Source organism: Mesorhizobium sp. ORM8.1 (assembly GCF_053005525.2).
Window position 1 is genome coordinate 571535 of the sequence record NZ_CM132600.1, and the last position, 19747, is coordinate 591281.

The window sequence follows — 19747 nt, forward strand, 5'->3', positions numbered from 1 at the left end:
GAATCCGCCTATAATCGCCACATGCCCATTCGCCAGCTATCCGAAACGATGATCAACCAGATCGCCGCCGGCGAGGTTATCGAGCGTCCGGCAAGCGTGGTGAAGGAACTGGTGGAGAACGCACTCGATGCGGGTGCTTCGCGCGTCGAGGTCGTCACGGCTGGCGGCGGCTTGAGCCTCATCCGCGTCACCGACGACGGCTCGGGCATTCCCGAGCCGGAACTCGCGCTGGCGGTGGCCCGCCACTGCACCTCGAAGCTCTCGGAAGACATCCACGACATCCGCTCGCTCGGCTTCCGTGGCGAGGCCCTGCCCTCGATCGGTTCGGTGGCGCGGCTGTCGATCCGCTCGCGCACCGCAGGCGGGGACGCGGCGGCCGAAATCAGCATCGAGGGCGGCCGCGTCTCGGCGGTGAAGCCGGCGGCGGCCAATCGCGGCACGACGGTCGAGGTGCGCGACCTGTTCTTCGCCACGCCGGCCCGGCTCAAATTCATGAAGGGCGAGCGCGCCGAAAGCTCGGCGACGAGCGATATCGTGAAGCGCATCGCCATCGCCTTTCCCACCGTGCGTTTCACGCTGGCCGGCTCCGACCGCTCGACGCTGGAGCTGCCGGCGACGGATGACACGGCGGAAGGCAGTCTGCGGCGCGTCGCGCAGGTGATGGGCAAGGACTTCCCCGACAACGCGATCGCCATCGACGCAACGCGCGACGGCGTGCATCTCGCCGGCCACGTTTCGATCCTTCCTACACGCGCGCCAACGCGCTGCAGCAATATGCCTATGTCAACGGACGGCCGGTGCGCGACAAGCTGATCGCCGGTGCGATCCGCGGCGCCTTCGCCGACGTTCTGCCGCGCGACCGGCACGCGGTGACCGTGCTGTTCCTGACGCTCGACCCGGCAATTGTCGACGTCAACGTGCATCCCGCCAAGGCCGATGTGCGCTTCCGTGATCCCGGCCTGGTGCGCGGCCTGATCGTCGGCGCCATCCGCGAGGCGCTGGCCGGCGCCGGCATCCGCGCCGCGACCAGCGGGGCGGCCGGCATGATGGCGGCGTTCCGGCCGGGCGCCACGCCCTATTCGCATCCCGGCCCGGCCAACGGCCACCGAAGCTATGAAGCGGCCTATCGCGCCTCCAGCGGCTTCGACCCGGCACACTCGCCGCAGCGGCCGCTCGACATGGGCTATGGCGAGGCAAGGCCGCGCTCCGGTGGTTTTGCGGAAAACGACCAGGCGGCCTTCGACACCGGACCGCTGGCCAGCGCCGACGCGCGCGCCGGCATCGCCGAGCCGGCCGAGGCGTTGCTCGGCATGGTGCTGGGCGCGGCCCGCGCCCAGGTGCATGAGAACTACATCGTCGCGCAGACCAGGGATTCGCTGGTCATCGTCGACCAGCACGCCGCGCATGAGCGGCTGGTCTATGAGGCGCTGAAGAACGCGTTGCATGCCCGCGCGGTGCCTTCGCAAATGCTGCTTCTGCCCGAGATCGTCGACCTGCCGGAAGATGATGCCGAACGGCTGGCGATGCATTCCGAGACGCTGGCCAAATTCGGGCTTGGACTGGAACGCTTCGGCCCAGGCGCGGTGGCGGTGCGCGAGACACCCTCGATGCTTGGCGAGACCAATGTGCAGCAATTGGTGCGCGACCTTGCCGACGAGATCGCCGACAACGACACGGTCGAGACGCTGAAGGAGCGGCTGGACAGAATAGCCGCCACCATGGCTTGCCACGGCTCGGTGCGCTCAGGCCGTCTGCTCAAGGCCGAGGAGATGAACGCGCTGCTGCGCCAGATGGAGGCGACGCCCGGTTCAGGCACCTGCAACCACGGCCGCCCGACCTATATCGAGCTCAAGCTTGCGGATATCGAAAGGCTGTTCGGACGGCGGTGAGGTATTGCCCGAGGCAGCGCCTCATTTACTCTTCCGGTATTTCCTGGCCTTGGGGCCGAAGGCGTAGTCCTGCGTATAGCCGGCGCCGCCATCACGAAAGCCCAACGAGATGACGTCCTCGCCCGGCTCCTTCTCGACATTCATATAGATGGGCGTCATCAGCATGCCGGCGTTGCAGTCGTCGCCGCCGAAGCCGATTTGCTGGACGGGCTTGCCTGTCTTCTTGCTGATGACCAGCAGCTTCGTCATGCAGATGCCTGAACCGGTGTTCTCGTAGATGCCGGCGAACCTGTCCGTCGTGGTCTCGGCCCAGAACGGGATCTCGACGGTTCCGTCGATCTTGCCCTCGCTTGTATTGTCGAGGCTCGCGACCTTCTTGAGCGTGACGGGGAGCTTGTCCGCGCCTTTGCTCCAGGTCCCTGTCGCGCCGCTGTCGCTGATGTCGAGAGAAAACGGGCATCCGATGGTGTCGACGGGCGCTTTCGAGCCGATGACCAGCACCCGGTCGAATTCCTTGTCGTCCGCAATCTCGCAAAGCGAGACGCTGGCGCCGCTGATCTTGCCATACAGCGCTTTCGGACTTTGCCTGGCGTCGTAGAAATAGCTTCCCTCGACCGTGATGCCGCTGCCGAAGCTGTCATAGCGCTGCAGCGACAGATGGACCGGGTTTGGCCCGATGGAGCCTTCGTAATTGTCGACCTGATACCAGCCCGCGGCCGCTTGCCCGGTAAGCGCCAAGAGGCAGAAAACCACCGATATGAAGAGTTTTCCCATTCCGTCCCCCAGGCAAGGCAGCTCACCATAGCCGCGCTTCTCCTGGGTGTCTGCATGCTGGCGAAGGGCTTCTGCTTTGCGTCCGGAAACGGCTCCAAGCTTTTGTTTTACCGCTTCAAATTCACCACGATGACGCCACCCAGCGCTAGCGCGCCGCCGATGATGCCGAGCAGCGTCGGCACTTCGCCGAGCCAGAAGAAGCCGATCAGCGCGGAGGTCGGCGAGACCAGATAGAGGAAGTTCGAGGCGCGGGCGGCCGGCAGGCGCGAGAGCGCGGTTGCCCAGGCGGCGTAGGCGATCAGGCTCGGCACGATGCCGAGATAGATGACGGCACCGAGGCCGGCGGTATTGGCGACCGCCGCCTGCGAGAAGGCTTGCGGCAGGAAAGGCGAAAGGCAAAGCGCGCCGAGCACCATGTTAGAAGCGGAAATCGTCAGCGGGTGATGGCGGCCAAAGAGCGGCTTCTGGACGATGGTGTTCACAGCCGAGCACAGCGCCGAACCAAGCACCAGCAGCGCGCCGGCGTTGAAATGCAGGCCGTGTCCGTCGGCCACCGCGATGATGCCGATACCGGCGAACGAAATTACGGTGCCGAGCCAAGCCATGCGCGAGAAGCGCTCGCCGAGCAGCGCCATGGCCATGATGGCGGTGAAGATCGGGCTAACATTGATGATGAAGCCGGCGGCGCCCGCCGAGACGGTCAGCTCGCCGAAATTGAGCATGGCGGTGTAGAGCGCGACGAAAATCGCGCCGCCAAAGGCGAAGCGCCACAACTCGTCGAGTCTCGGCAGCGCCGGACGCTTCACCGCAAGGAAGATCGCCGCCGGCACGGCCGCGATGCCGAAGCGCAGCGCGCCGAGCTCCAGCGGCTGGAAGGCGGCGAGGCCGGCGCGGATCGCCGGGAAAGCCGAGGCCCAGCCGACCACCGTCAAAGCCACCGCGATCATCGCGGTGGTGTCCATGCGCTGTGTCTCATTCAACGTGCCGGTGTAAGCGCTCATTGCCGTGGCCTCGTCTTTCTGTGTCATGAGCATAGAAGACGCGATTGCGATGTGATTGACAAACGAGCAATTCGAGGGTCAGCTGTGAGCATGGATCACAGCTCAGACCAGATACTGCCGCTCGAGACCTTGCGCGCCTTCGACGCGGCGGCGCGTACCGGGAGTTTCTCGGCGGCGGCGGAGAAGCTCAACCTCACCCATGGCGCGGTGAGCCGGCAGATCGCCAAGCTGGAAGGTTGGCTGGGGCTTAAGGTGTTCGAGCGCAATGCGCGCGGCGTGACGCTGACGATCGAGGGCAACCGGCTGCATCTGAGGACGGCGGAAGCCTTTGCGCTGATCTCCTTCAATTCCGACCGCTGGGTCGAGCCGCGCGGCACCGCCGTGGTGCGGCTGGCGTCGATCCCCTCGGTCAGCGGGTTATGGCTGATGCCGCGCATGGCCGCGCTTGAAAACAGCCCGACAAAACTGCGCATCGTGCTCGATGTCGACAACCGCCAGGCCGACCTTGCCGATGAAGGCATTGACCTTTCGGTGCGTTGCGGGCGCGGCGGCATTCCCGGCCGCGTCTCGGTGCAGCTCTTCGAGGAACATATTTTTCCAATCGCGTCGCCGGGGCTGGCGAAGGAAATCGGCCACGGCGATCCGGCCCGGCTGCTCAAATTCCCGCTGATCAACGATTCCGACGCATCGGGATGGCGCGCCTGGTTCGCGGCGAACGACATGGATTATCGGCCGCGCCCGCAGGACCGGCGTTTTGAGGATTATAATCTGGTGCTTGACGCGGCGGCGCATGGGCTCGGCATCGCACTGGCGCGGCCGCCCTTGACGCAGGACCAGCTCAGGTCCGGCCGTATCGTTCCGGTCGATGATCGCAAGGTGCTCAATCCGGTATCCTACTGGCTCGACCGCCCGGTCGGCCGGCCGCGCGCGGCGGCGGCTGACCTTGCCGGTCGAATCGCCAGACAGGCCGGACTCGCCCCGGAGAGGGTCGAAGCCTTCCTGCAAGACGACCATTGAGATTCGGGCCGCGATTCTAACTCTTTTGTTTTACGCAATTCCGGACGGAGGGTTACGGCGAAGTCGCCGCGCCTGACCGCTCACACTTTTCCTGGAATTGCTCCAGTCAGCGTAACACCAACACCATGATGCAGGTGGTCACGGCCGACACGATCGCGGTGACCACCGATATCGTCCACAGCGAAACCGGGGTGGGTTCGGATCGCGGTGGATAGGAGGGGCGAACGCCTCCACGCGGCGGCGCGTTGGCATTGGCAGCCACCAGCGCTGGCGAGGAAAGCGCCGTGGCGGCAACCGACTGCGGTTGCGGCGCCATGGCGGCAGCCCTCACGGCATTGTCGGCGACAGGTGGCTGAACCGGCCCGCTAGCGCGTGGTGCCTGGTCGGCATCGGCCGCTTGCCTGCCCATAGGCGCCCTCGCCGGCGCGTCCTCGGCGCCATCGTCCGGCTCCATCATCGCGCGATAGGCGTCTTCGACCGGATTGGATGACGGGCGCTGGGTGGCGCGAGCGGGTGGCACCTGCAAGGAATTGGTCTGTGCCTGCGCCGCAAACTGCGCCGCCTGCGCGCTCAGTGGCGCGGCAGGTTGCACCAGCGCCTTGATCAGCGCCGTCGTCGCCGGATCCGCCTTGGCTAACGGCAGCGGCTGCGGGGCCAGCGCCTCATTGATCAGCGTGCTCAAACGGGTCGGGGTAATGTCCATGCCGGGCTCCCGGGAACCAGTGTGTCGGTGCAGCGATATTACACGAGCATTGCGTCAAGCTTGACCGCGCCCCAGTTTTATGGCGATTGAATCTCAATGAAGCCAAGCGTCACTCCATGATGAACCGTTTTGAAGGCCCGGGTGGCAGGGAAGCCCGTATCCGCTATCTCGACGGCGATTTCCAGGTCACCAGCCCGGGGTCGTTCGTGCGCTGCGCGGTGACGGGCGAGAATATCCCGCTCGACGAGCTCAAATATTGGAGCGTCGAACGGCAAGAGCCTTATGTGAGCGCGACCGCCTCGCTGCGCCGTGAGATCGAGATGCATCCGGAACTGCGCAAGCGCGGCTGAGATTGCCGGGCGAGGAACGTTCCCTCGCGCCTCTTCTCTGCCGCCGCTGTAAATTGATAGCGCTTTGCCCTTTATCCACGCATCTTGCGCTGGCGCCAGGCGTCGAGCGTTTCATCGATGATGCGCTCCGGCACGTGGTCGAGCTCGAACTTGGCCTCGATGTCGAGCACGTCGAGGCGATCGAGGAAGCCTGGGGGCGTCGTGCCATGACGCAGCCGCGCGGCGTCCTTGGCGGTGGTCACGAGGCGCAGGTCCTCGCGCTCGGCCAGCGCCAGCAGATCGCCGAGATCGTCCTGGGCGTAAAAATGATGGTCCGGGAAGGCGCGCGACAACGCCACCTCGCCGCCCGCGTCGCGCACCGTATCGAAGAATTTTTCCGGGTGACCGATGCCGGCGAAGGCCAGGAAGCGGCCGCCGGCAAGGCGCGTCGGATCCGCGGGCTCGACATGCGCCAGGAAGATCGGCCGGCCGGCGCGCGCCGCCTGGCGCACCACGCCATCGGCCGCCGTCCCCTCACCCATTTTCAGCAAACCGCTGGTGAACACCAGCTGGTCGACGACCTTGGCGCGCAGCGGTCCGCCCGGAATGACGCGGCCATTGCCGATGCCGAAGCGCGCATCGACCACGACCAGTGCATAATCGATGTGGATGCGCGCCGACTGGAAGCCGTCGTCCATGATCAGGAAATCGCAGCCATGCTCTTCGATGAGCAGCTTTGCGCCGGCGGCGCGGTTGGCCGTCACCGCGACCGGGGCATGTTCGGCCAGGAGCAGCGGCTCGTCGCCGACATGCTTGGCCGCATCGTGATGGGCATCGACGACATGCGGCTTGGCAAACGAACCGCCATGGCCGCGCGACAGGAAACCGGGGGTGAGCTGCATGCGCTTGGCCTGTTTGGCGAGCGCAATGGCGACCGGCGTCTTGCCGCTGCCGCCAACGGTGAGATTGCCGACGCAAAGCACCGGTGCGGCGACCTTCTCGCGCGGCGCGCGCCGCATGCGGCGGCCGGCAACCATGCCATAGGCCGCCGACACGGGCGACAAAGCAAACACGCGCCAGTCCGGCTTTTCCCACCAGAAGGGCGGCGCCTCGCTGGTCATGTCACTTGCCGCTGGCGCCCTTCAGGCGCGATTTGACGACCAGCGGCTGGATGTAAGGCTCGAGCGATTTCAACGTGCGGGCGAGCGCGCCCCGCATCTCGTCTACCGTCGCGACGCCGGCCGCCATCATCTCGTGGCGCGCCGCCTCGTTGCTCAACAGGAAATTGACGGCGCCGGTCAGCATGTCGCGGTCGCGCACCAGCTTGGCGCCGCCGCTGTCGAGCAGCCGCTGATAGGCCTCGCGAAAGTTCTGCACGTTGCGGCCGGCAAGCACGGCGGTGTCGAGCATGGCCGGCTCAAGTGGGTTCTGGCCGCCTTCCGAAGTCAGCGAGCGGCCGACAAAAGCGATTTCGGTCAAGCGCAGATAGAGCCCCATTTCGCCGATCGTATCACCAAGGAAGATGTCGGTGTCGGGCGTGATGCGCTCGCCCTTGCTGCGCCGCGCGACCTTCAGCCCCATGCCGGAAATCTCGGCGGCCAAGGTATCGGCGCGGTTGGGATGACGCGGCACGATGATGGTCAGCAAGCCAGGATGGCGTTTGTGCAGGCTGGCATGAACTTCCGCCGCGACGACCTCCTCGCCGTCATGGGTGGAAATCGCCGCCCAGGTCGGGCGCCCGGCGAGCTGGCGCTGCAGGCTGGCTAGCGCCCGCTCGTCCGCCGGCGGCGGGTTGGTGTCGACCTTGAGGTTGCCGGACACGGTGACGGGACGCGCGCCAAGCGCGCGGAAACGCTCGCCATCGACATCCGACTGGGCAATGACATGGGCGAGGTTCTCGAACAGCGCCTCGGCGACGCCGGCGCGCTTCTTCCACGAGAGGAAGGAGCGGTCGGACAGCCGGCCGTTGACGAGCACCTGCGGCACGTTGCGAGCGCCGAGCTCCAGAATGGTCATCGGCCAGATTTCCGATTCGGCGATGATCGCCAGCTCCGGCCGCCAATGGTCGAGGAAGCGGCTGACCGCCGGCTTCAGGTCGAGCGGCACATATTGGTGGATGATTCGTTCGCCCAGCCGCTCGTCGGCAACCTTGGCCGATGTCACCGTGCCGGTCGTCAGCACGATGTTGACGCCGTAGTCGAGGATGCTCTCGACCAACGGCACGACGGCGATCGTTTCGCCGACGCTTGCGGCGTGGATCCAGATCAACGGCCCGTCCGGGCGCGGCCGGCCGGCAACGCCATAGCGCTCGCGGCGGCGGACCCGGTCTTCCTTGCCGCGCGAGGCGCGCCAGGCGACATAGGGGCCGATCAGCGGATAGGCGACGGCCCCGGCGTAGCGATAGGCCGTCAGCGCGGCACGCGCCCAGCGCTCGCTCATTTGGCGCCATCCACAAGGCGATAAGCCTCGGCCGTCGCGGCATTGAGCGAATCCGTGACCTCCTGGCGCTTGCGCTCCATTTCGGCCTCATCGGCGTCGGCCGGCACGAAGACCGGCGTGCCGACGACCACCGCGGAGCGGCCGAAGGGCAGATTGATGGTGGTCTGATCCCAGCTCTTTTCCAGCACCTTGCGGCGACTGGTGGTGATGGCTGCGGGCAGGATAGGCCGGCCGGACAGCCTTGCCAAAAGCACGATGCCCAGCCCCGCGTCGCGCGGCGTGCCATGCGGAATGTCGGCGATCATCGCCACATTCTTGCCGGCGACCAGCGCTTTCTTGAGCGCGATCAAGGCCTTGGCGCCGCCTTTGTCGAGATGCCTGGCGTTTTCGCGACCGCCCGAGCCACGCACCGCCTCGATGCCGAATTTCTCGATCATCAGCGCCTGGAGCTCGGCATCGGCGCTGCGTGAAACCATGGCGACCAGCGGCCGGCCCTTGGGGTAAAAAGCCGGGGTGAGAAGATGCTGGCCATGCCAGAGCGCGATGATGCCGGGTTCGAGATGCGCCTGGGCGCCACCGGCAACCGCGGTCGAGCCTTCGACCAGCGGGCTGGTGAGGCGAACCAGACGCACGAACCAGGCGAACAGGCTGGCGATGAAATTCTTGACGAAGCTCGACTCCGCCAGCGGCTGGCGGATACGCCGCCACCACGTGCGCGTACCGCCGCTTCTGGTGGCGCGCGTCGTCGCCCCTTTCGCCGCGTCATGCTCCATCGATGTCAACCGGCGGTCTTCTTTTCAGGGTCGAGGAAACGGTGCAGGTGAACGACAAAATAGCGCATATGGGCATTGTCGACGCTGGCCTGCGCCTTGGCTTTCCAGGCGGTGAGCGCCGACTGATAGTCCGGGTAAATGCCGACAATGTCGAGCGCGTCGAGATCGCGGAATTCGGTCTCGCCCAGCGACTTCAGCTCGCCGCCGAACACCAGGTGCAAAAGCTGTTTCTTTCCGTCTTCCACGGCCATGCCGATCCTTCGCATATTCTTGAATTGTGACAGGTCTAGACCAAAGCCAGCGGTTTTGGAACCGCCGTCTGGCTCACCCTTCGTCAAGTTCGGCAAGAACGCCGGTGAGCACGCCAATCAGCGCGCCGCTGCCGGCGGCCAGCGCGCCGTGGTTGATGATCTCGCCGGCGTAGCGTGGCGGCGCGCCGCTGCGGTCGACAAGCGCTCCGCCCGCCTCGGTGAGGATCAAATCCGCGGCTGCAATATCCCAGTCATGCGCGCTCGGCTTGACGAAGGTCGCGTCGAGCTTGCCGGCGGCAATCATCGCCAGCCGGTAGGCGAGCGAGGGAATGTAAGCCGTGCGGCGCAGCCTGCCCTGCCACGGCTCGGGCACCAGATCGACCAGTGGCTTCGGGCCGCCCATGTCGACGGCATCGCCGATCGGCCGCACGTGGATCCGCCTGTCATTGAGATACGCGCCCTCGCCGGGAAGCGCCCAATAGGTCTCGCGCTTGGCCGGGCATTCGAGCACGCCGGCCAGCGAATGGCCTCCCTCGACCACGGCGACGCTGACGCACCAGGAATGCAGGCCGTCGAGAAAGCCGCGCGTGCCGTCGATCGGATCGACGACGAAGGTGCGGCGCGCCGCAAGGCGGGCGTGGTCGTCGGCGGTCTCTTCCGACAACCAGCCATAGTCGGGTCGCGCCTTGAGCAAGGTCTCGCGCAGATAGGCGTCCGCCGCATGGTCGGCCTCGCTCACCGGTGAGGTGCCGCCCTTCATCCACACCTGCGGGTTGTTGCCGAAATAGCGCATGGCGATGATGCCGGCTTCGCGAGCGGCGTCGCGCAGCAGAGCGAGGTCCTCGCGGGCCTCGGCCAGATTGATCGCATCAAGCGCCGGCAAGGGTCATCCCTTCGATCAGGAGCGTCGGCGCCGCGGTGCCGAAATTGCGGTCGAGATCGCTTGCCGGCACCATGTTGAGGAACATGGTCTTCAGGTTGGAAGCGATGGTCACTTCGGCCACCGGGTAAGTGAGCGCGCCGTTCTCGATCCAGAAGCCGGAAGCACCGCGGCTGTATTCGCCGGTCACCATGTCGACACCCTGGCCGAAGACCTCGGTGACGTAGAAACCGCGCTTCAGCGAGGCAATCAGATCCTCCGGCGAGCGCTCGCCGGGCTCGATGGCGAGGTTCGTCGAGGACGGCGAAACGGACGAGCCGCTGCGCGAACCGCGCCCGTTGGTGACGAGGCCGAGCTCGCGGGCGGCCGAGGTCGACAGGAACCAGTGGTTCAAGACGCCCTTCTCGACCATCAGCAGCTTGTCGCCTTCGATCCCTTCGCCGTCGAACGGGCGCGAGGCCTGTCCGCGCCGGCGCAGCGGCTCGTCGGTGACGGTGATCGCGGCCGAGGCCACCTGCTTGCCCATCATGTCGCGCAGGAAGCTGGTCTTGCGGGCAACGGCGGCGCCGTTGATGGCGCCGGCGAGATGGCCGGCGATGCCGCGCGCGACGCGCGGGTCGAACACCACGTCGACCGGGCCGGTCGCCGCCTTGCGCGCGCCGAGGCGGCGCACGGCGCGTTCGCCGGCCTTGCGGCCGATGTCATCCGGCGCGTCGAGATCGGCAAAATGCTGGCGCGAGGAAAATTCATAATCGCGTTCCATACCGGTGCCCTCGCCGGCAATGACACTGGCCGAACGCGAAAAACGCGAGGCGACATACTGGCCGACGAAGCCATGCGAGGTGGCGAGCACCAGCCCGCCCAAGCCGGCGCCAGCGCTGCTGCCGGCCGAATTGGTGACGCCCTCGACGGCCAATGCAGCCGCTTCCGCGGCAAGGGCGGCTTCCTTCAGCTGGTCGGCGGAAACCTCGGTGGCATCGAAAAGGTCGAGATCGCGCAGGTTGCGCGCAAGCAACGCCGGATCGGCGAGGCCCTGGAACGGGTCTTCGGGCGAAACCCTGGCCATGGCGACAGCCCGCTCGGCGAGCGCCTTCGGATCGGACGCGGCGGTGGCCGAAACGCTTGCCACGCGCTGACCGACAAAGACGCGAAGCGAGACATCCTCGCTCTCCGACGATTCGGTGGCCTCGACCTTGCCCAGCCGGACCGACACGCCGGCGGAGCGGCCGCGCACCGTCACGGCATCGGCAGCGTCGGCGCCGGCGCGCTTGGCAGCCTCGACGAGAGCTGCGACGCGATCGGTCAATTTCGCTCCGTCGAGCTTGTCGGTCATGCAGTTATTCCTGTTTGTTCAAGCAATCTGTCAAGACGGCCGAGGCCAGGTCTGGCCACACCCGTCACTGCCGCACCATCATGGATGCCACGGGCACCATCTATTGTTCCACCGACGCTTGTGCAATGGCGGATGCGGCAATCTCATGGCAATCGCCGTGGTTCATGCGGGATGCATTGCCGCAGCGGCATCAAAAGAGCAGAGGCTAACACGCGACCGGCGCCCAGATGACGTCGTCGATCCTCGCAGCCCCTGTCGCCAGCATCACCAGCCGGTCGAAACCGAGCGCCGAGCCGCTGGCCTGCGGCATCACCGCCAAGGCGGCGAGGAAATCCTCGTCGAGCGGATAGCGCTCGCCATAGACGCGCTGCTTCTCGTCCATCTCGGCGATGAAGCGGCGGCGTTGCTCGGCCGGATCGGTGAGCTCGCCGAAGGCGTTGGCGAGCTCGACGCCGCAGCAATAAAGCTCGAAACGCTCGGCGACACGCGGGTCCTCGGCGCTTGGCCGGGCAAGGGCGGCTTCCGAGACCGGGTAGCCATAAAGGATCGTCGCCCGCCCCAGCCCCAGTCGCGGCTCGACCTTTTCCACCATGACCCGGCTGAACAGATCGGCCCAATTGTCGTCGGCCGCGGTGCGCAAGCCGGCGCGCACCAGCCCGGCGTGCAAGGCTTCGCGATCGGTGCTGCCGTCGGGCGAAACGGTCGCCAAAAGGTCGATGCCGGCATAGCGCGTGAAGGCCTCCGCCACGCACAGGCGCTCCGGCTCGGCGAACGGATCGGCTTCGCGGCCGCGAAAGCGGAAGCTTTTTGCACTGGCCTGTTCCGCCGCCAACGCCAGGAATTGCGCGCAATCGATCATCAGGCGTTCATAGGTCTCGCCCACCCGGTACCATTCGAGCATGGTGAATTCGGGGTGGTGCAGCGGCCCGCGCTCACGGTTGCGGTAGACGGCGCCAAGGCTGAAAATGCGCTTTTCGCCGGCGGCAAGCAGCTTCTTGCAGGCAAATTCCGGCGAGGTGTGAAGATAGAGCGGCTGGCGCGTGGTGTCCGGTCCGATCGCTTCGGTGGCGAACGCCGCCAGATGCGCCTCGTTGCCGGGAGAAACCTGCAGCGCCGAGGTCGTCACCTCGATGAAATCGCGTGTCCCGAACCAGCCGCGCAGCGCTGCCGCGATGGCATTGCGCGCCATCAGCCGGGGCCGGCGGTCGGCGTGGATATGCGGCGTCCACCACGGCGAGGCGGCGGTCATGGGCAGGAAAATCGCGCGTAAGGCTGGCGGTTCGGCGCTAGATGCGCTAGGGCGCAGGCGAAGGCCGCCGTCGCCGATTTGTGGCGATCAATACTTGCGGGCCAAAAAACTCGATTGGGATTGAATACCGTGGTCAAGGTCATCGCCAGCTCCTTACGCAAAGGCAACGTCGTCGATAAGGACGGCAAGCTCTATGTCATCCTCTTTGCCGAAAACATCCACCCTGGCAAGGGCACGCCGGTGACCCAGCTCGACATGCGCCGCATCGGCGATGGGGTGAAGGTTTCGGAACGCTACCGCACGACCGAAATGGTCGAGCGCGCCTATGTCGAGGAGCGCGAGCACACCTTCCTCTATTCCGACGGCGAAGGCTTTCACTTCATGAACCCGGAAAGCTACGACCAGGTCGTGGCCTCGGAAGCCGTGGTCGGCGACTTCGCACCCTATCTCTTGGAAGGCATGGCGGTGCAGCTGGCGCAGTTCAACGGCGTGCCGATCTCGCTGGTGCTGCCGCAGCGCGCCACTTTCGAAGTGGTCGAGACCGAGCCGGTCACCAAGGGCCAGACGGCTTCATCATCCTACAAGCCGGCGATCCTTTCCAACGGCGTGCGCACGACGGTGCCGCCGCACATCTCCACCGGCACGCGCGTGGTGGTGATGACGGCCGACGGCTCCTATGTCGAGCGCGCCAAGGACTGAGCGCGGCGATCCGCCGTGTTTACGTTAATGGAAGCTTGATGCTGCGCGGGATTTGCCTGTCCGCTACTATGGCGGCAGGTGAATTTTCCCTGGGATCGCAGATGAGCAACCCGAACCGCATGCCGTGGGTGGACACGGCCAAGGGCCTTTCCATCATCCTGGTGGTGATGATGTATTCGGCCTACAACACCGGCGAATACACCGGCGGCGTCGGCTTCATGCACTATGTCATCGGCTTTGCGACGCCGTTCCGCATGCCGGAATTCTTCCTGATCTCGGGCCTGTTCCTGTCGCTGGTGATCGACCGGCCGTGGCGGCGCTATATCGACCGCCGCGTCGTCCATTATTTCTATTTCTACGTGCTGTGGGCAATCATCTCGATCGGGCTGAAGATCGGCATTTTCAGCCGCGATCCCAATGGCATGCTGCACGACCTGGCAATGGCCGTCGTCCAGCCCTATGGCGTGCTGTGGTTCATCTACATGCTGGCGGTGTTCGGCCTCGCCGCGCGCCTGTTGCGCGAGCTTCGCGTGCCGCATTGGGTGGTTATTCCCGTTGCCGCCGCGCTGCAGATGTGGGCGCCGCAGTCCGACAGCTATGCGCTCACCCAGTTCGCGGCCTATTTCGTGTTCTTCTATCTCGGCTTTGTCCTGGCGCCGCTGATTTTCCGGTTGGTCGCGTGGACGCAGGAGCGTCCGGCTATCGCCGTCGCCGGCCTGCTCGCCTGGGCGATCGTAAACGGCCTGCTCGTCTATTCGCCCGGCTATGTGGTCGAGCCGGTCGACACCAAGATGGGCTTCGCGGCATGGCCGCCGCTGCATCTCACGCTCGCCGTCGCCGGCGCGGTGGCGCTTTGCGTGGCCGGCGGTTTCCTGTCGAAATTTACGTCCATGGAATGGCTGCGCTGGCTGGGCGAGCATTCGCTGGTCGTCTATGTCGCCTTCACCATCCCTATGTCGCTGTTTCGGGCCGCAGCACTCTCCAGCGGCCTGCTCACAGACACGGGCTGGCTGAGCCTGGCGGTGCTGCTCGTCTCCGTGATCAGCCCGGTGATCCTCTATGCCATGGTCAAATGGACCGGCTTCGGCAATTTCCTGTTCGAACGCCCGGCCTGGGCCCATATCGACGGCCCCAAGGCCGGACAACGCTCCAACAAGGGCGTTACCCGCCCAGCGCGCGAGGCGGCCTGATCGCGGCCGCCCTGCCCGCTTCAAGTTAAACCAGCCGATTATTGCCGGCGCCATGCTCCGGGCGGCGCACCGCCTTGATCTTGCCCCTGCTGCCGCCGCCGCAGAAGAAGCAGCCGCCGCCATCGGATTCCAGTCCCGATACGCCGGATGGCATCTTCACCTCCTGCAGCGTGTCGCCTGTCTCAGGATCGATGCGCAGCAGATCGCCCTCCTCGCCTTCCCAGGTGGCATGCCAGAGCTCGCCATCGACCCAGGTGACGCCGGTGACGACGCGTTTGGACTCGATACTGCGGATCACCTTCCCCGTCTCAGGATCGATCTGATGGATCTTGTGCGCCCGGTATTCGCCGACCCAGAGCGACCCCTCGGCCCAGGCCATGCCTGAATCGCCGCCATTACCGGGGGCCGGAATGGTAGCGACCACCTTGCCGGTCCTCGGGTCGACCTTGTGGATGCGGTCCTCAGCGATCTGGTAGAGATACTCGCCGTCGAAAGCGGTTCCGGCATGCGAGGCGACATCGATCGAGCGCACGATCGCGCCGCTCTCGGGATCGACCGCGTTCAGCTTGTCGCCGCTCGCGAACCAGACATTCTCGCCGTCATAGGTGACGCCGTTGACGCGCTCGACGCCGGGAAACGGTCCGTATTCCCGCAGGATTTCAGCCGCAGCTCGTTTCATCGTTCTCTCCATCGATCTGAACAGGGCGCCGGACCATTGAGGTCCGGGCCGCCTTCGAAGACATGCTTAGTCGCTGGGCAGCGGACCCGGGAGTAACAAGACAGTCGGGAATCCGGTCACCGGCGGCATCATCCAGCGGCGCGCCCGGCCACGGCCGACGGCCTGCACCTTGCTTCCTGCCGACAGATCTTCCAGCGCCCGCTGTACGGTGCGGGCGCTGGCGCCGAGCGCGATCGCCAGCGCCGAGCTCGACCAGGATTCGCCATCGGCAAGAAACGCGAGCACCGCGCCATGGTCCTCCTCGATCGGCGGCGCCAGCACGACAACGTCGGTGGCGCCGAGCGGCGTCAGCGCGAAACCGGCGGCCGTGGCGCCGATTTCGGCCAGTGCGGTGAGCTCGGCGCGCAGCCGCCCCATCTCGACCCTGAGCCGCGCGCGATGCGATTCATCGACATGCCTGGCGCGGAAGGCACGCCTCAACAACACCTCCCGCGACGCATCCGCCGGCCAGGCTTCGGCGAGCGATCGCGCCAGCGCAAACAGCACCGGACGCGTGGCCAGCGAGACAACCGCGTCGGCTCGGCGGACAATGTTGCGGCAAGCATCGACGACCAGCGCGCCCGAGCCCAGCAGCGCCTCGACCTCGTCGAGCATCAACGGCTTCTCCGACCCTTGCGCGATCAGCCGGCCGACTGGCGTGTTCAACACCAGGGATGCGGTTTCGACCTCGGTCTTCAGCGCTGGGATGTTGGCCTGGTAAGCAGCGAGCGAGGCGCGGCCGAAGGCCGAGCGCGCCGCTTTTGTCCGCAGGCGCCGCACCGCGATGCCGGCCGCGGCGAGCTCATGCGCGACGCGCGCGACCGGCGGCAGCGGCGCTGGATCGAAGCCGGCGAGCAGCCGTTCGGCCTCGTCGAGACGGCCGATGAGGATGAGACGGCGCGCTTCGAGGCTGCCGGCATAGGCGGCATTGATCCTGTCGCCATGCGCTTGCAACGTCGCGCGCGCCGACCGCAGCGCTTTCTCCGGCCAGCCGAGGTCGCGCGAGACAAGCGCGATCTCCGCCTCGGCGACGACGCAGCGCGCGCGGGCGACAGTCTCCCTCGAACTGAAAGCGCGGGCAGCGCTTTTCAACAGCGTCTTTGCCTTGGCGAAGTCGCCGAGCTGCGCCATCGCAATGCCGCGCAACGCCAGAGCCGGCGCGTCATCGCGCAGCGCAACGCGCTTCAGCGCGCCGAGCGGATCGCCCGCGGCCAGTGCGCGGCCGGCGGCGTTGATCAGCGAGTCCATACACGACCCGCGAGAACAAATCCCGTCACACTTGTAACTCCCGCCATGGCGCAATCCGACCTTAAGTTTGTCCTTGTCACCAACCAAACCGAAAGAATGGGACAAGAGCAATGACCCAGATGAAGACACCGCCGATCGTTTCGCAGGAAGCCTGGGAAGGCGCGCATGAAGAGATGCTCGTCAAGGAAAAGGCACTGACCCGCGCCCACGACGCGCTGGCCGCCGAGCGCCGGCGCATGCCGTGGATGCTTGTCGAGAAGGACTATGTGTTCGATGGCCCGAACGGCAAGGCCAGCCTGCTCGACCTGTTCGAAGGCCGGCGCCAGTTGATCATCTACCGCGCCTTCTTCGAGCCCGGCGTCTATGGCTGGCCCGAACATGCCTGCCGCGGCTGCTCGCTCGGCGCCGACCAGGTCGGCAACCTCGCCCACCTCAACGCCCGCGACACCACGCTTGCCTACGCCTCGCGCGCGCCGCAGGCCGACATCGCCCGGCTGAAGCAGCGCATGGAGTGGAAGATGCCCTGGTACACCATCACCGACAGCTGGGATAAGGATTTCGGCGTCGACGAGTGGCACGGCCACAATGTCTTCATCCGCGACGGCAACCGCGTCTTCCGCACCTATTTCATCAACGTGCGCGGCGACGAGGCGATGGGCACGGTCTGGAGCTATCTCGACGCCACCCCGCTCGGCCGCCAGGAGGTGTGGGAGGATTCGCCCGAAGGCTATCCGCAGACGGCGACCTACAAATGGTGGAACTGGCACGACAATTACGATGAGGGTGCTGCCCCCGACCAGAGATGGGTCGAGGTGACGGATGTCGGCGAAGCGGCGTTCCGCAACAAGGACGCCTGAGTGCGAAGCGACTTTGGCGGCGCAAGACCAAGCGCCGCCAAAGCCGAGTTTTCTTCAACGCGGCAAATTTCCCGAAAGGCCGAAGAGATGAGCACCGACAACCCCGCCCCTCGCCCGAACGGCTTCGGCCTCGCCGACTTAATCTGCCTCGCGGCGGCGCCGACTTTTGCGGGTATGGCGCTGTTGACGGCGGCCTATGGCGGTGGGGACATGATGTGCATGTCCGGCGCTTCGACGATCAGCGGCATGGTGCCGATGTATCTGCTGATGGCCGCGTTTCACCTGGCCCCGTGGCTGAGGCTGGTGGCACGGCGTAGCGTAATGACTGACTGAGACGCGGCGCAGCGCCGACCTCGGCGCCCTTCAGATCGCCCGCACGGGTTCTATTCTGAAAAGCTTACGCTGACGCCGCGCTGCCGGAAATAAGCCTGCATCAGCTTGCGGCCCGAGCGGTTGTTCTGCACCAGTTTGGTGGGATCGAACACCGCTTGTTTTATCCCCTCACGGGCCAGCGCGGCCTTGAGCGCCGCAATATGTGTGTCGATGTCGGCATTGTCCGCGCGGAGCGACGCATAGATATTTTCGATCGCCTCGGCTACGGTCAGTTCGCTCACAGGTGTCGTCCTTTGGTTGATTGGCCGGCGGCTTAGCACAGATTCGCGGCTCCGCCGATACCGATGAGACGCTCAGTGGGCAGCGCGCCCCCGATCCACCGTTTCACCTCCCTTGCGCGATCCAGGACCGACTTTGAAGCAGCTCCGATAAGATTAGAACCTCCGTACTCCGGAAATGACGACAAATCATTGGCGGTGAGGTTCCGACGACGAAGCCACGGAAGGCTCTGTCTCAATCGGGACCTGTCAAAGGCTTGTCTACATCTCTGCGCCTCCCGCCGCATTGCGTTTCCCCACCCTCTCGCTCAATAGTCGCGTCGATGTTCGACGCGATTGCGAGTCACTGGTCCGTATTGATCCTGATCCTGTCGATGGCGATGGCGGCTGTCGGCATCGTGCATGCCATCATGACCAAGGAGGATGTGCGCGCCGCCACCGGCTGGGTCGGCGTCATGCTTTTGTCGCCCTTCCTTGGCGCCATCATCTACGCCATCGCCGGCATCAACCGCATCCGCCGCGCGACGATCAGCGCCATGCGGCCCGTAACTCCCGAAGCGGCCGCGGCCCGGCACGACCGCGATCTCGCGCTCGAAGCGCTGATCAACGCCGAATACGGCCAGCGCTTCATCGGCTTGAAGACGCTGGGCGACCGGGTGGCGCGCAGGCAGCTGTCCTCGGGAAACACCATCGCGGTGCTGAAGACCGGCGACGAAGCCTATAGCGCGATGTGCCGGGCGATCGACGGTGCGCAGAAAAGCGTGCTGCTCGAAACCTATATCTTCGACAATGATGTTGTGGGGGCAATCTTCGTCCAGTCGCTCGCCAATGCCGTCAAGCGCGGCGTCGCGGTGCGCGTGCTGATCGACGCCGTCGGCGTGCGCTATTCGGTGCCGAGCATCCTGAGGCAACTCAGGGAAGCCAACGTCCCCGTCGACCTCTTCAACGGCAACATCGTCATGGGTTTGAGACTTCCCTATGCAGATCTGAGAACCCACAGGAAGATCCTGATCGTCGACGGCATGGCGGCGTTCACGGGAGGCATGAACATCCGCAAGGGATTCTCGACCGAATTCGCCGGCTCGAAAGTTCGCGCGACACGCATTTCGAGGTCACCGGACCGGTGGTGGCCGACCTGTTCGCGGTCGCCGCCGAGGACTGGCGCTTTGCCGGCAGCGAGGCACTGAAGGGCGATGCCTGGCAGGTCGAAAAACCCTCGCCGCCGCCCGGGCAACCGATGCTGGTGCGCGCGGTGGCGACCGGGCCAGATGCTTCCAACGAAACCAACCACAAGCTCTTGATGGGCGCGTTTTCGGTGGCGCGCAAATCGATCCGCATCATGTCGCCCTATTTCCTGCCGGACCGCGAGTTCATCAGCGCGCTCACCACGGCGGGACGGCGCGGCGTCGAGATCGATATCGTCGTGCCGGCTGTGAACAACCTCTTCCTCGTCGACCATGCGATGACGGCGCAGTTCGACCAGGTGTTGAAGCATTATTGCCGGGTCTGGCGCCATGAAGGCGCATTCGACCATTCGAAACTGATGGCGATCGACGGCGTGTGGGCCTATGTCGGCTCGTCCAATCTCGACTCCCGGTCGCTGAGGCTGAATTTCGAGATCGACATGGAGGTTCTCGATGAAAACTTCGCCGCCGAGATCGATGCCCGCATCGAAGCCGCCATCGCGACAGCCAAGCCGGTGACGCTTGAAGCCCTGAAAGCCCGCCCGTTCGTCATTCGTGTCTTCGACGGGTTGCTGTGGCTGGGATCGCCCTATCTTTAAAGC

The 19747-nt window shown here is 65.5% G+C and carries 19 protein-coding genes and 2 pseudogenes; 8 read left to right on the forward strand and 13 right to left on the reverse strand.

All coding sequences use genetic code 11. The features are described from left to right. The first annotated feature begins 21 nt into the window (after window positions 1-21). A pseudogene (gene mutL, locus ACVDG8_RS02925) lies at window positions 22-1889 on the forward strand (DNA mismatch repair endonuclease MutL). A 21-nt stretch (window positions 1890-1910) separates the two neighbouring features. Here mutL and ACVDG8_RS02930 read toward each other — a convergent pair. Both ACVDG8_RS02930 and ACVDG8_RS02935 read right to left on the reverse strand, forming a co-directional pair. Beyond that, window positions 1911-2663, reverse strand: a complete 753-nt coding sequence (locus ACVDG8_RS02930; RefSeq protein ID WP_447253345.1) for a hypothetical protein — start codon at window positions 2661-2663, stop codon at window positions 1911-1913. 107 nt (window positions 2664-2770) lie between these two features. Beyond that, complete coding sequence (locus tag ACVDG8_RS02935; RefSeq protein ID WP_447253346.1) at window positions 2771-3664, reverse strand: DMT family transporter; 894 nt, start codon at window positions 3662-3664, stop codon at window positions 2771-2773. Window positions 3665-3754: 90 nt separating this feature from the next. Between ACVDG8_RS02935 and ACVDG8_RS02940 the strand changes: the two genes are divergently transcribed. Then, the gene (locus ACVDG8_RS02940; protein WP_447253347.1) at window positions 3755-4681 is read left to right on the forward strand and encodes a LysR substrate-binding domain-containing protein; all 927 of its coding nucleotides are present in this window, start codon (window positions 3755-3757) and stop codon (window positions 4679-4681) included. A 106-nt stretch (window positions 4682-4787) separates the two neighbouring features. On the opposite strand, the gene ACVDG8_RS02945 is transcribed toward ACVDG8_RS02940, so the two are convergent. Next, window positions 4788-5384, reverse strand: a complete 597-nt coding sequence (locus ACVDG8_RS02945) for a hypothetical protein (protein WP_447253348.1) — start codon at window positions 5382-5384, stop codon at window positions 4788-4790. A gap of 116 nt (window positions 5385-5500) precedes the next feature. Between ACVDG8_RS02945 and ACVDG8_RS02950 the strand changes: the two genes are divergently transcribed. Next, on the forward strand, window positions 5501-5734 hold the full coding sequence (locus ACVDG8_RS02950; protein ID WP_447253349.1) for a DUF2093 domain-containing protein: 234 nt from the start codon (window positions 5501-5503) through the stop codon (window positions 5732-5734). A 71-nt stretch (window positions 5735-5805) separates the two neighbouring features. On the opposite strand, the gene lpxK is transcribed toward ACVDG8_RS02950, so the two are convergent. The 7 genes from lpxK to epmA form a co-directional block, all read right to left on the reverse strand. After that, window positions 5806-6834, reverse strand: coding sequence for a tetraacyldisaccharide 4'-kinase (lpxK, locus tag ACVDG8_RS02955; protein WP_447253350.1), 1029 nt, complete (start codon window positions 6832-6834; stop codon window positions 5806-5808). 1 nt (window position 6835) lies between these two features. Then, window positions 6836-8152 carry a lipid IV(A) 3-deoxy-D-manno-octulosonic acid transferase gene (gene waaA / locus ACVDG8_RS02960; RefSeq protein WP_447253351.1) on the reverse strand — a complete coding sequence of 439 codons (1317 nt, stop codon included), beginning with the start codon at window positions 8150-8152 and terminating at the stop codon, window positions 6836-6838. Further along, complete coding sequence (locus ACVDG8_RS02965; RefSeq protein WP_447257213.1) at window positions 8149-8925, reverse strand: lysophospholipid acyltransferase family protein; 777 nt, start codon at window positions 8923-8925, stop codon at window positions 8149-8151. Before ACVDG8_RS02965 ends, waaA begins: the two co-directional genes overlap by 4 nt. A 5-nt stretch (window positions 8926-8930) precedes the next feature. Then, entirely contained in the window at window positions 8931-9176 is a 246-nt protein-coding gene (locus ACVDG8_RS02970) for a DUF4170 domain-containing protein (protein ID WP_447253352.1), read from the reverse strand. A gap of 73 nt (window positions 9177-9249) precedes the next feature. Next, window positions 9250-10059, reverse strand: a complete 810-nt coding sequence (locus tag ACVDG8_RS02975; RefSeq protein WP_447253353.1) for a 3'(2'),5'-bisphosphate nucleotidase CysQ — start codon at window positions 10057-10059, stop codon at window positions 9250-9252. Continuing rightward, window positions 10046-11389, reverse strand: a complete 1344-nt coding sequence (locus ACVDG8_RS02980; protein WP_447253354.1) for a TldD/PmbA family protein — start codon at window positions 11387-11389, stop codon at window positions 10046-10048. The genes ACVDG8_RS02975 and ACVDG8_RS02980 overlap by 14 nt, the downstream gene beginning before the upstream one ends. A 205-nt stretch (window positions 11390-11594) precedes the next feature. Further along, complete coding sequence (gene epmA, locus ACVDG8_RS02985) at window positions 11595-12638, reverse strand: EF-P lysine aminoacylase EpmA (protein ID WP_447253355.1); 1044 nt, start codon at window positions 12636-12638, stop codon at window positions 11595-11597. Between the two features lie 129 nt (window positions 12639-12767). Here epmA and efp point away from each other — a divergent pair, with 129 nt between their 5' ends. After that, the gene (efp, locus tag ACVDG8_RS02990; RefSeq protein ID WP_371013681.1) at window positions 12768-13337 is read left to right on the forward strand and encodes an elongation factor P; all 570 of its coding nucleotides are present in this window, start codon (window positions 12768-12770) and stop codon (window positions 13335-13337) included. Between the two features lie 101 nt (window positions 13338-13438). Beyond that, entirely contained in the window at window positions 13439-14527 is a 1089-nt protein-coding gene (locus ACVDG8_RS02995) for an acyltransferase family protein (RefSeq protein WP_447253356.1), read from the forward strand. Window positions 14528-14552: 25 nt separating this feature from the next. Here ACVDG8_RS02995 and ACVDG8_RS03000 read toward each other — a convergent pair whose 3' ends face one another. Together ACVDG8_RS03000 and ACVDG8_RS03005 are read right to left on the reverse strand one after the other, a co-directional pair. Beyond that, window positions 14553-15206 carry a Vgb family protein gene (locus ACVDG8_RS03000; protein WP_447253357.1) on the reverse strand — a complete coding sequence of 218 codons (654 nt, stop codon included), beginning with the start codon at window positions 15204-15206 and terminating at the stop codon, window positions 14553-14555. Window positions 15207-15272: 66 nt separating this feature from the next. Then, entirely contained in the window at window positions 15273-16493 is a 1221-nt protein-coding gene (locus ACVDG8_RS03005) for a helix-turn-helix domain-containing protein (protein WP_447253358.1), read from the reverse strand. A gap of 110 nt (window positions 16494-16603) precedes the next feature. Between ACVDG8_RS03005 and ACVDG8_RS03010 the strand changes: the two genes are divergently transcribed. Further along, window positions 16604-17350, forward strand: coding sequence for a DUF899 domain-containing protein (locus ACVDG8_RS03010; RefSeq protein WP_447253359.1), 747 nt, complete (start codon window positions 16604-16606; stop codon window positions 17348-17350). A gap of 87 nt (window positions 17351-17437) precedes the next feature. Beyond that, on the forward strand, window positions 17438-17683 hold the full coding sequence (locus tag ACVDG8_RS03015) for a hypothetical protein (RefSeq protein WP_447253360.1): 246 nt from the start codon (window positions 17438-17440) through the stop codon (window positions 17681-17683). 50 nt (window positions 17684-17733) lie between these two features. Here the strand turns inward: ACVDG8_RS03015 and ACVDG8_RS03020 are convergent, their stop codons facing one another. Beyond that, window positions 17734-17964 carry a hypothetical protein gene (locus ACVDG8_RS03020; RefSeq protein WP_447253361.1) on the reverse strand — a complete coding sequence of 77 codons (231 nt, stop codon included), beginning with the start codon at window positions 17962-17964 and terminating at the stop codon, window positions 17734-17736. A gap of 320 nt (window positions 17965-18284) precedes the next feature. Here ACVDG8_RS03020 and ACVDG8_RS03025 point away from each other — a divergent pair. After that, window positions 18285-19744, forward strand: a pseudogene (locus ACVDG8_RS03025) (phospholipase D-like domain-containing protein). Window positions 19745-19747: the final 3 nt, after the last annotated feature.

What these genes read in the sequence shown, in the direction of transcription:
- ACVDG8_RS02930 (WP_447253345.1), bottom strand. Translation starts at nt 2,663, where the DNA reads ATGGGAAAACTCTTCATATCGGTGGTTTTCTGCCTCTTGGCGCTTACC.
- ACVDG8_RS02935 (WP_447253346.1), bottom strand. Translation starts at nt 3,664, where the DNA reads ATGAGCGCTTACACCGGCACGTTGAATGAGACACAGCGCATGGACACC.
- ACVDG8_RS02940 (WP_447253347.1), top strand. Translation starts at nt 3,755, where the DNA reads ATGGATCACAGCTCAGACCAGATACTGCCGCTCGAGACCTTGCGCGCC.
- ACVDG8_RS02945 (WP_447253348.1), bottom strand. Translation starts at nt 5,384, where the DNA reads ATGGACATTACCCCGACCCGTTTGAGCACGCTGATCAATGAGGCGCTG.
- ACVDG8_RS02950 (WP_447253349.1), top strand. Translation starts at nt 5,501, where the DNA reads ATGATGAACCGTTTTGAAGGCCCGGGTGGCAGGGAAGCCCGTATCCGC.
- lpxK (WP_447253350.1), bottom strand. Translation starts at nt 6,834, where the DNA reads ATGACCAGCGAGGCGCCGCCCTTCTGGTGGGAAAAGCCGGACTGGCGC.
- waaA (WP_447253351.1), bottom strand. Translation starts at nt 8,152, where the DNA reads ATGAGCGAGCGCTGGGCGCGTGCCGCGCTGACGGCCTATCGCTACGCC.
- ACVDG8_RS02965 (WP_447257213.1), bottom strand. Translation starts at nt 8,925, where the DNA reads ATGGAGCATGACGCGGCGAAAGGGGCGACGACGCGCGCCACCAGAAGC.
- ACVDG8_RS02970 (WP_447253352.1), bottom strand. Translation starts at nt 9,176, where the DNA reads ATGGCCGTGGAAGACGGAAAGAAACAGCTTTTGCACCTGGTGTTCGGC.
- ACVDG8_RS02980 (WP_447253354.1), bottom strand. Translation starts at nt 11,389, where the DNA reads ATGACCGACAAGCTCGACGGAGCGAAATTGACCGATCGCGTCGCAGCT.
- epmA (WP_447253355.1), bottom strand. Translation starts at nt 12,638, where the DNA reads ATGACCGCCGCCTCGCCGTGGTGGACGCCGCATATCCACGCCGACCGC.
- ACVDG8_RS02995 (WP_447253356.1), top strand. Translation starts at nt 13,439, where the DNA reads ATGAGCAACCCGAACCGCATGCCGTGGGTGGACACGGCCAAGGGCCTT.
- ACVDG8_RS03000 (WP_447253357.1), bottom strand. Translation starts at nt 15,206, where the DNA reads ATGAAACGAGCTGCGGCTGAAATCCTGCGGGAATACGGACCGTTTCCC.
- ACVDG8_RS03005 (WP_447253358.1), bottom strand. Translation starts at nt 16,493, where the DNA reads ATGGACTCGCTGATCAACGCCGCCGGCCGCGCACTGGCCGCGGGCGAT.
- ACVDG8_RS03010 (WP_447253359.1), top strand. Translation starts at nt 16,604, where the DNA reads ATGACCCAGATGAAGACACCGCCGATCGTTTCGCAGGAAGCCTGGGAA.
- ACVDG8_RS03015 (WP_447253360.1), top strand. Translation starts at nt 17,438, where the DNA reads ATGAGCACCGACAACCCCGCCCCTCGCCCGAACGGCTTCGGCCTCGCC.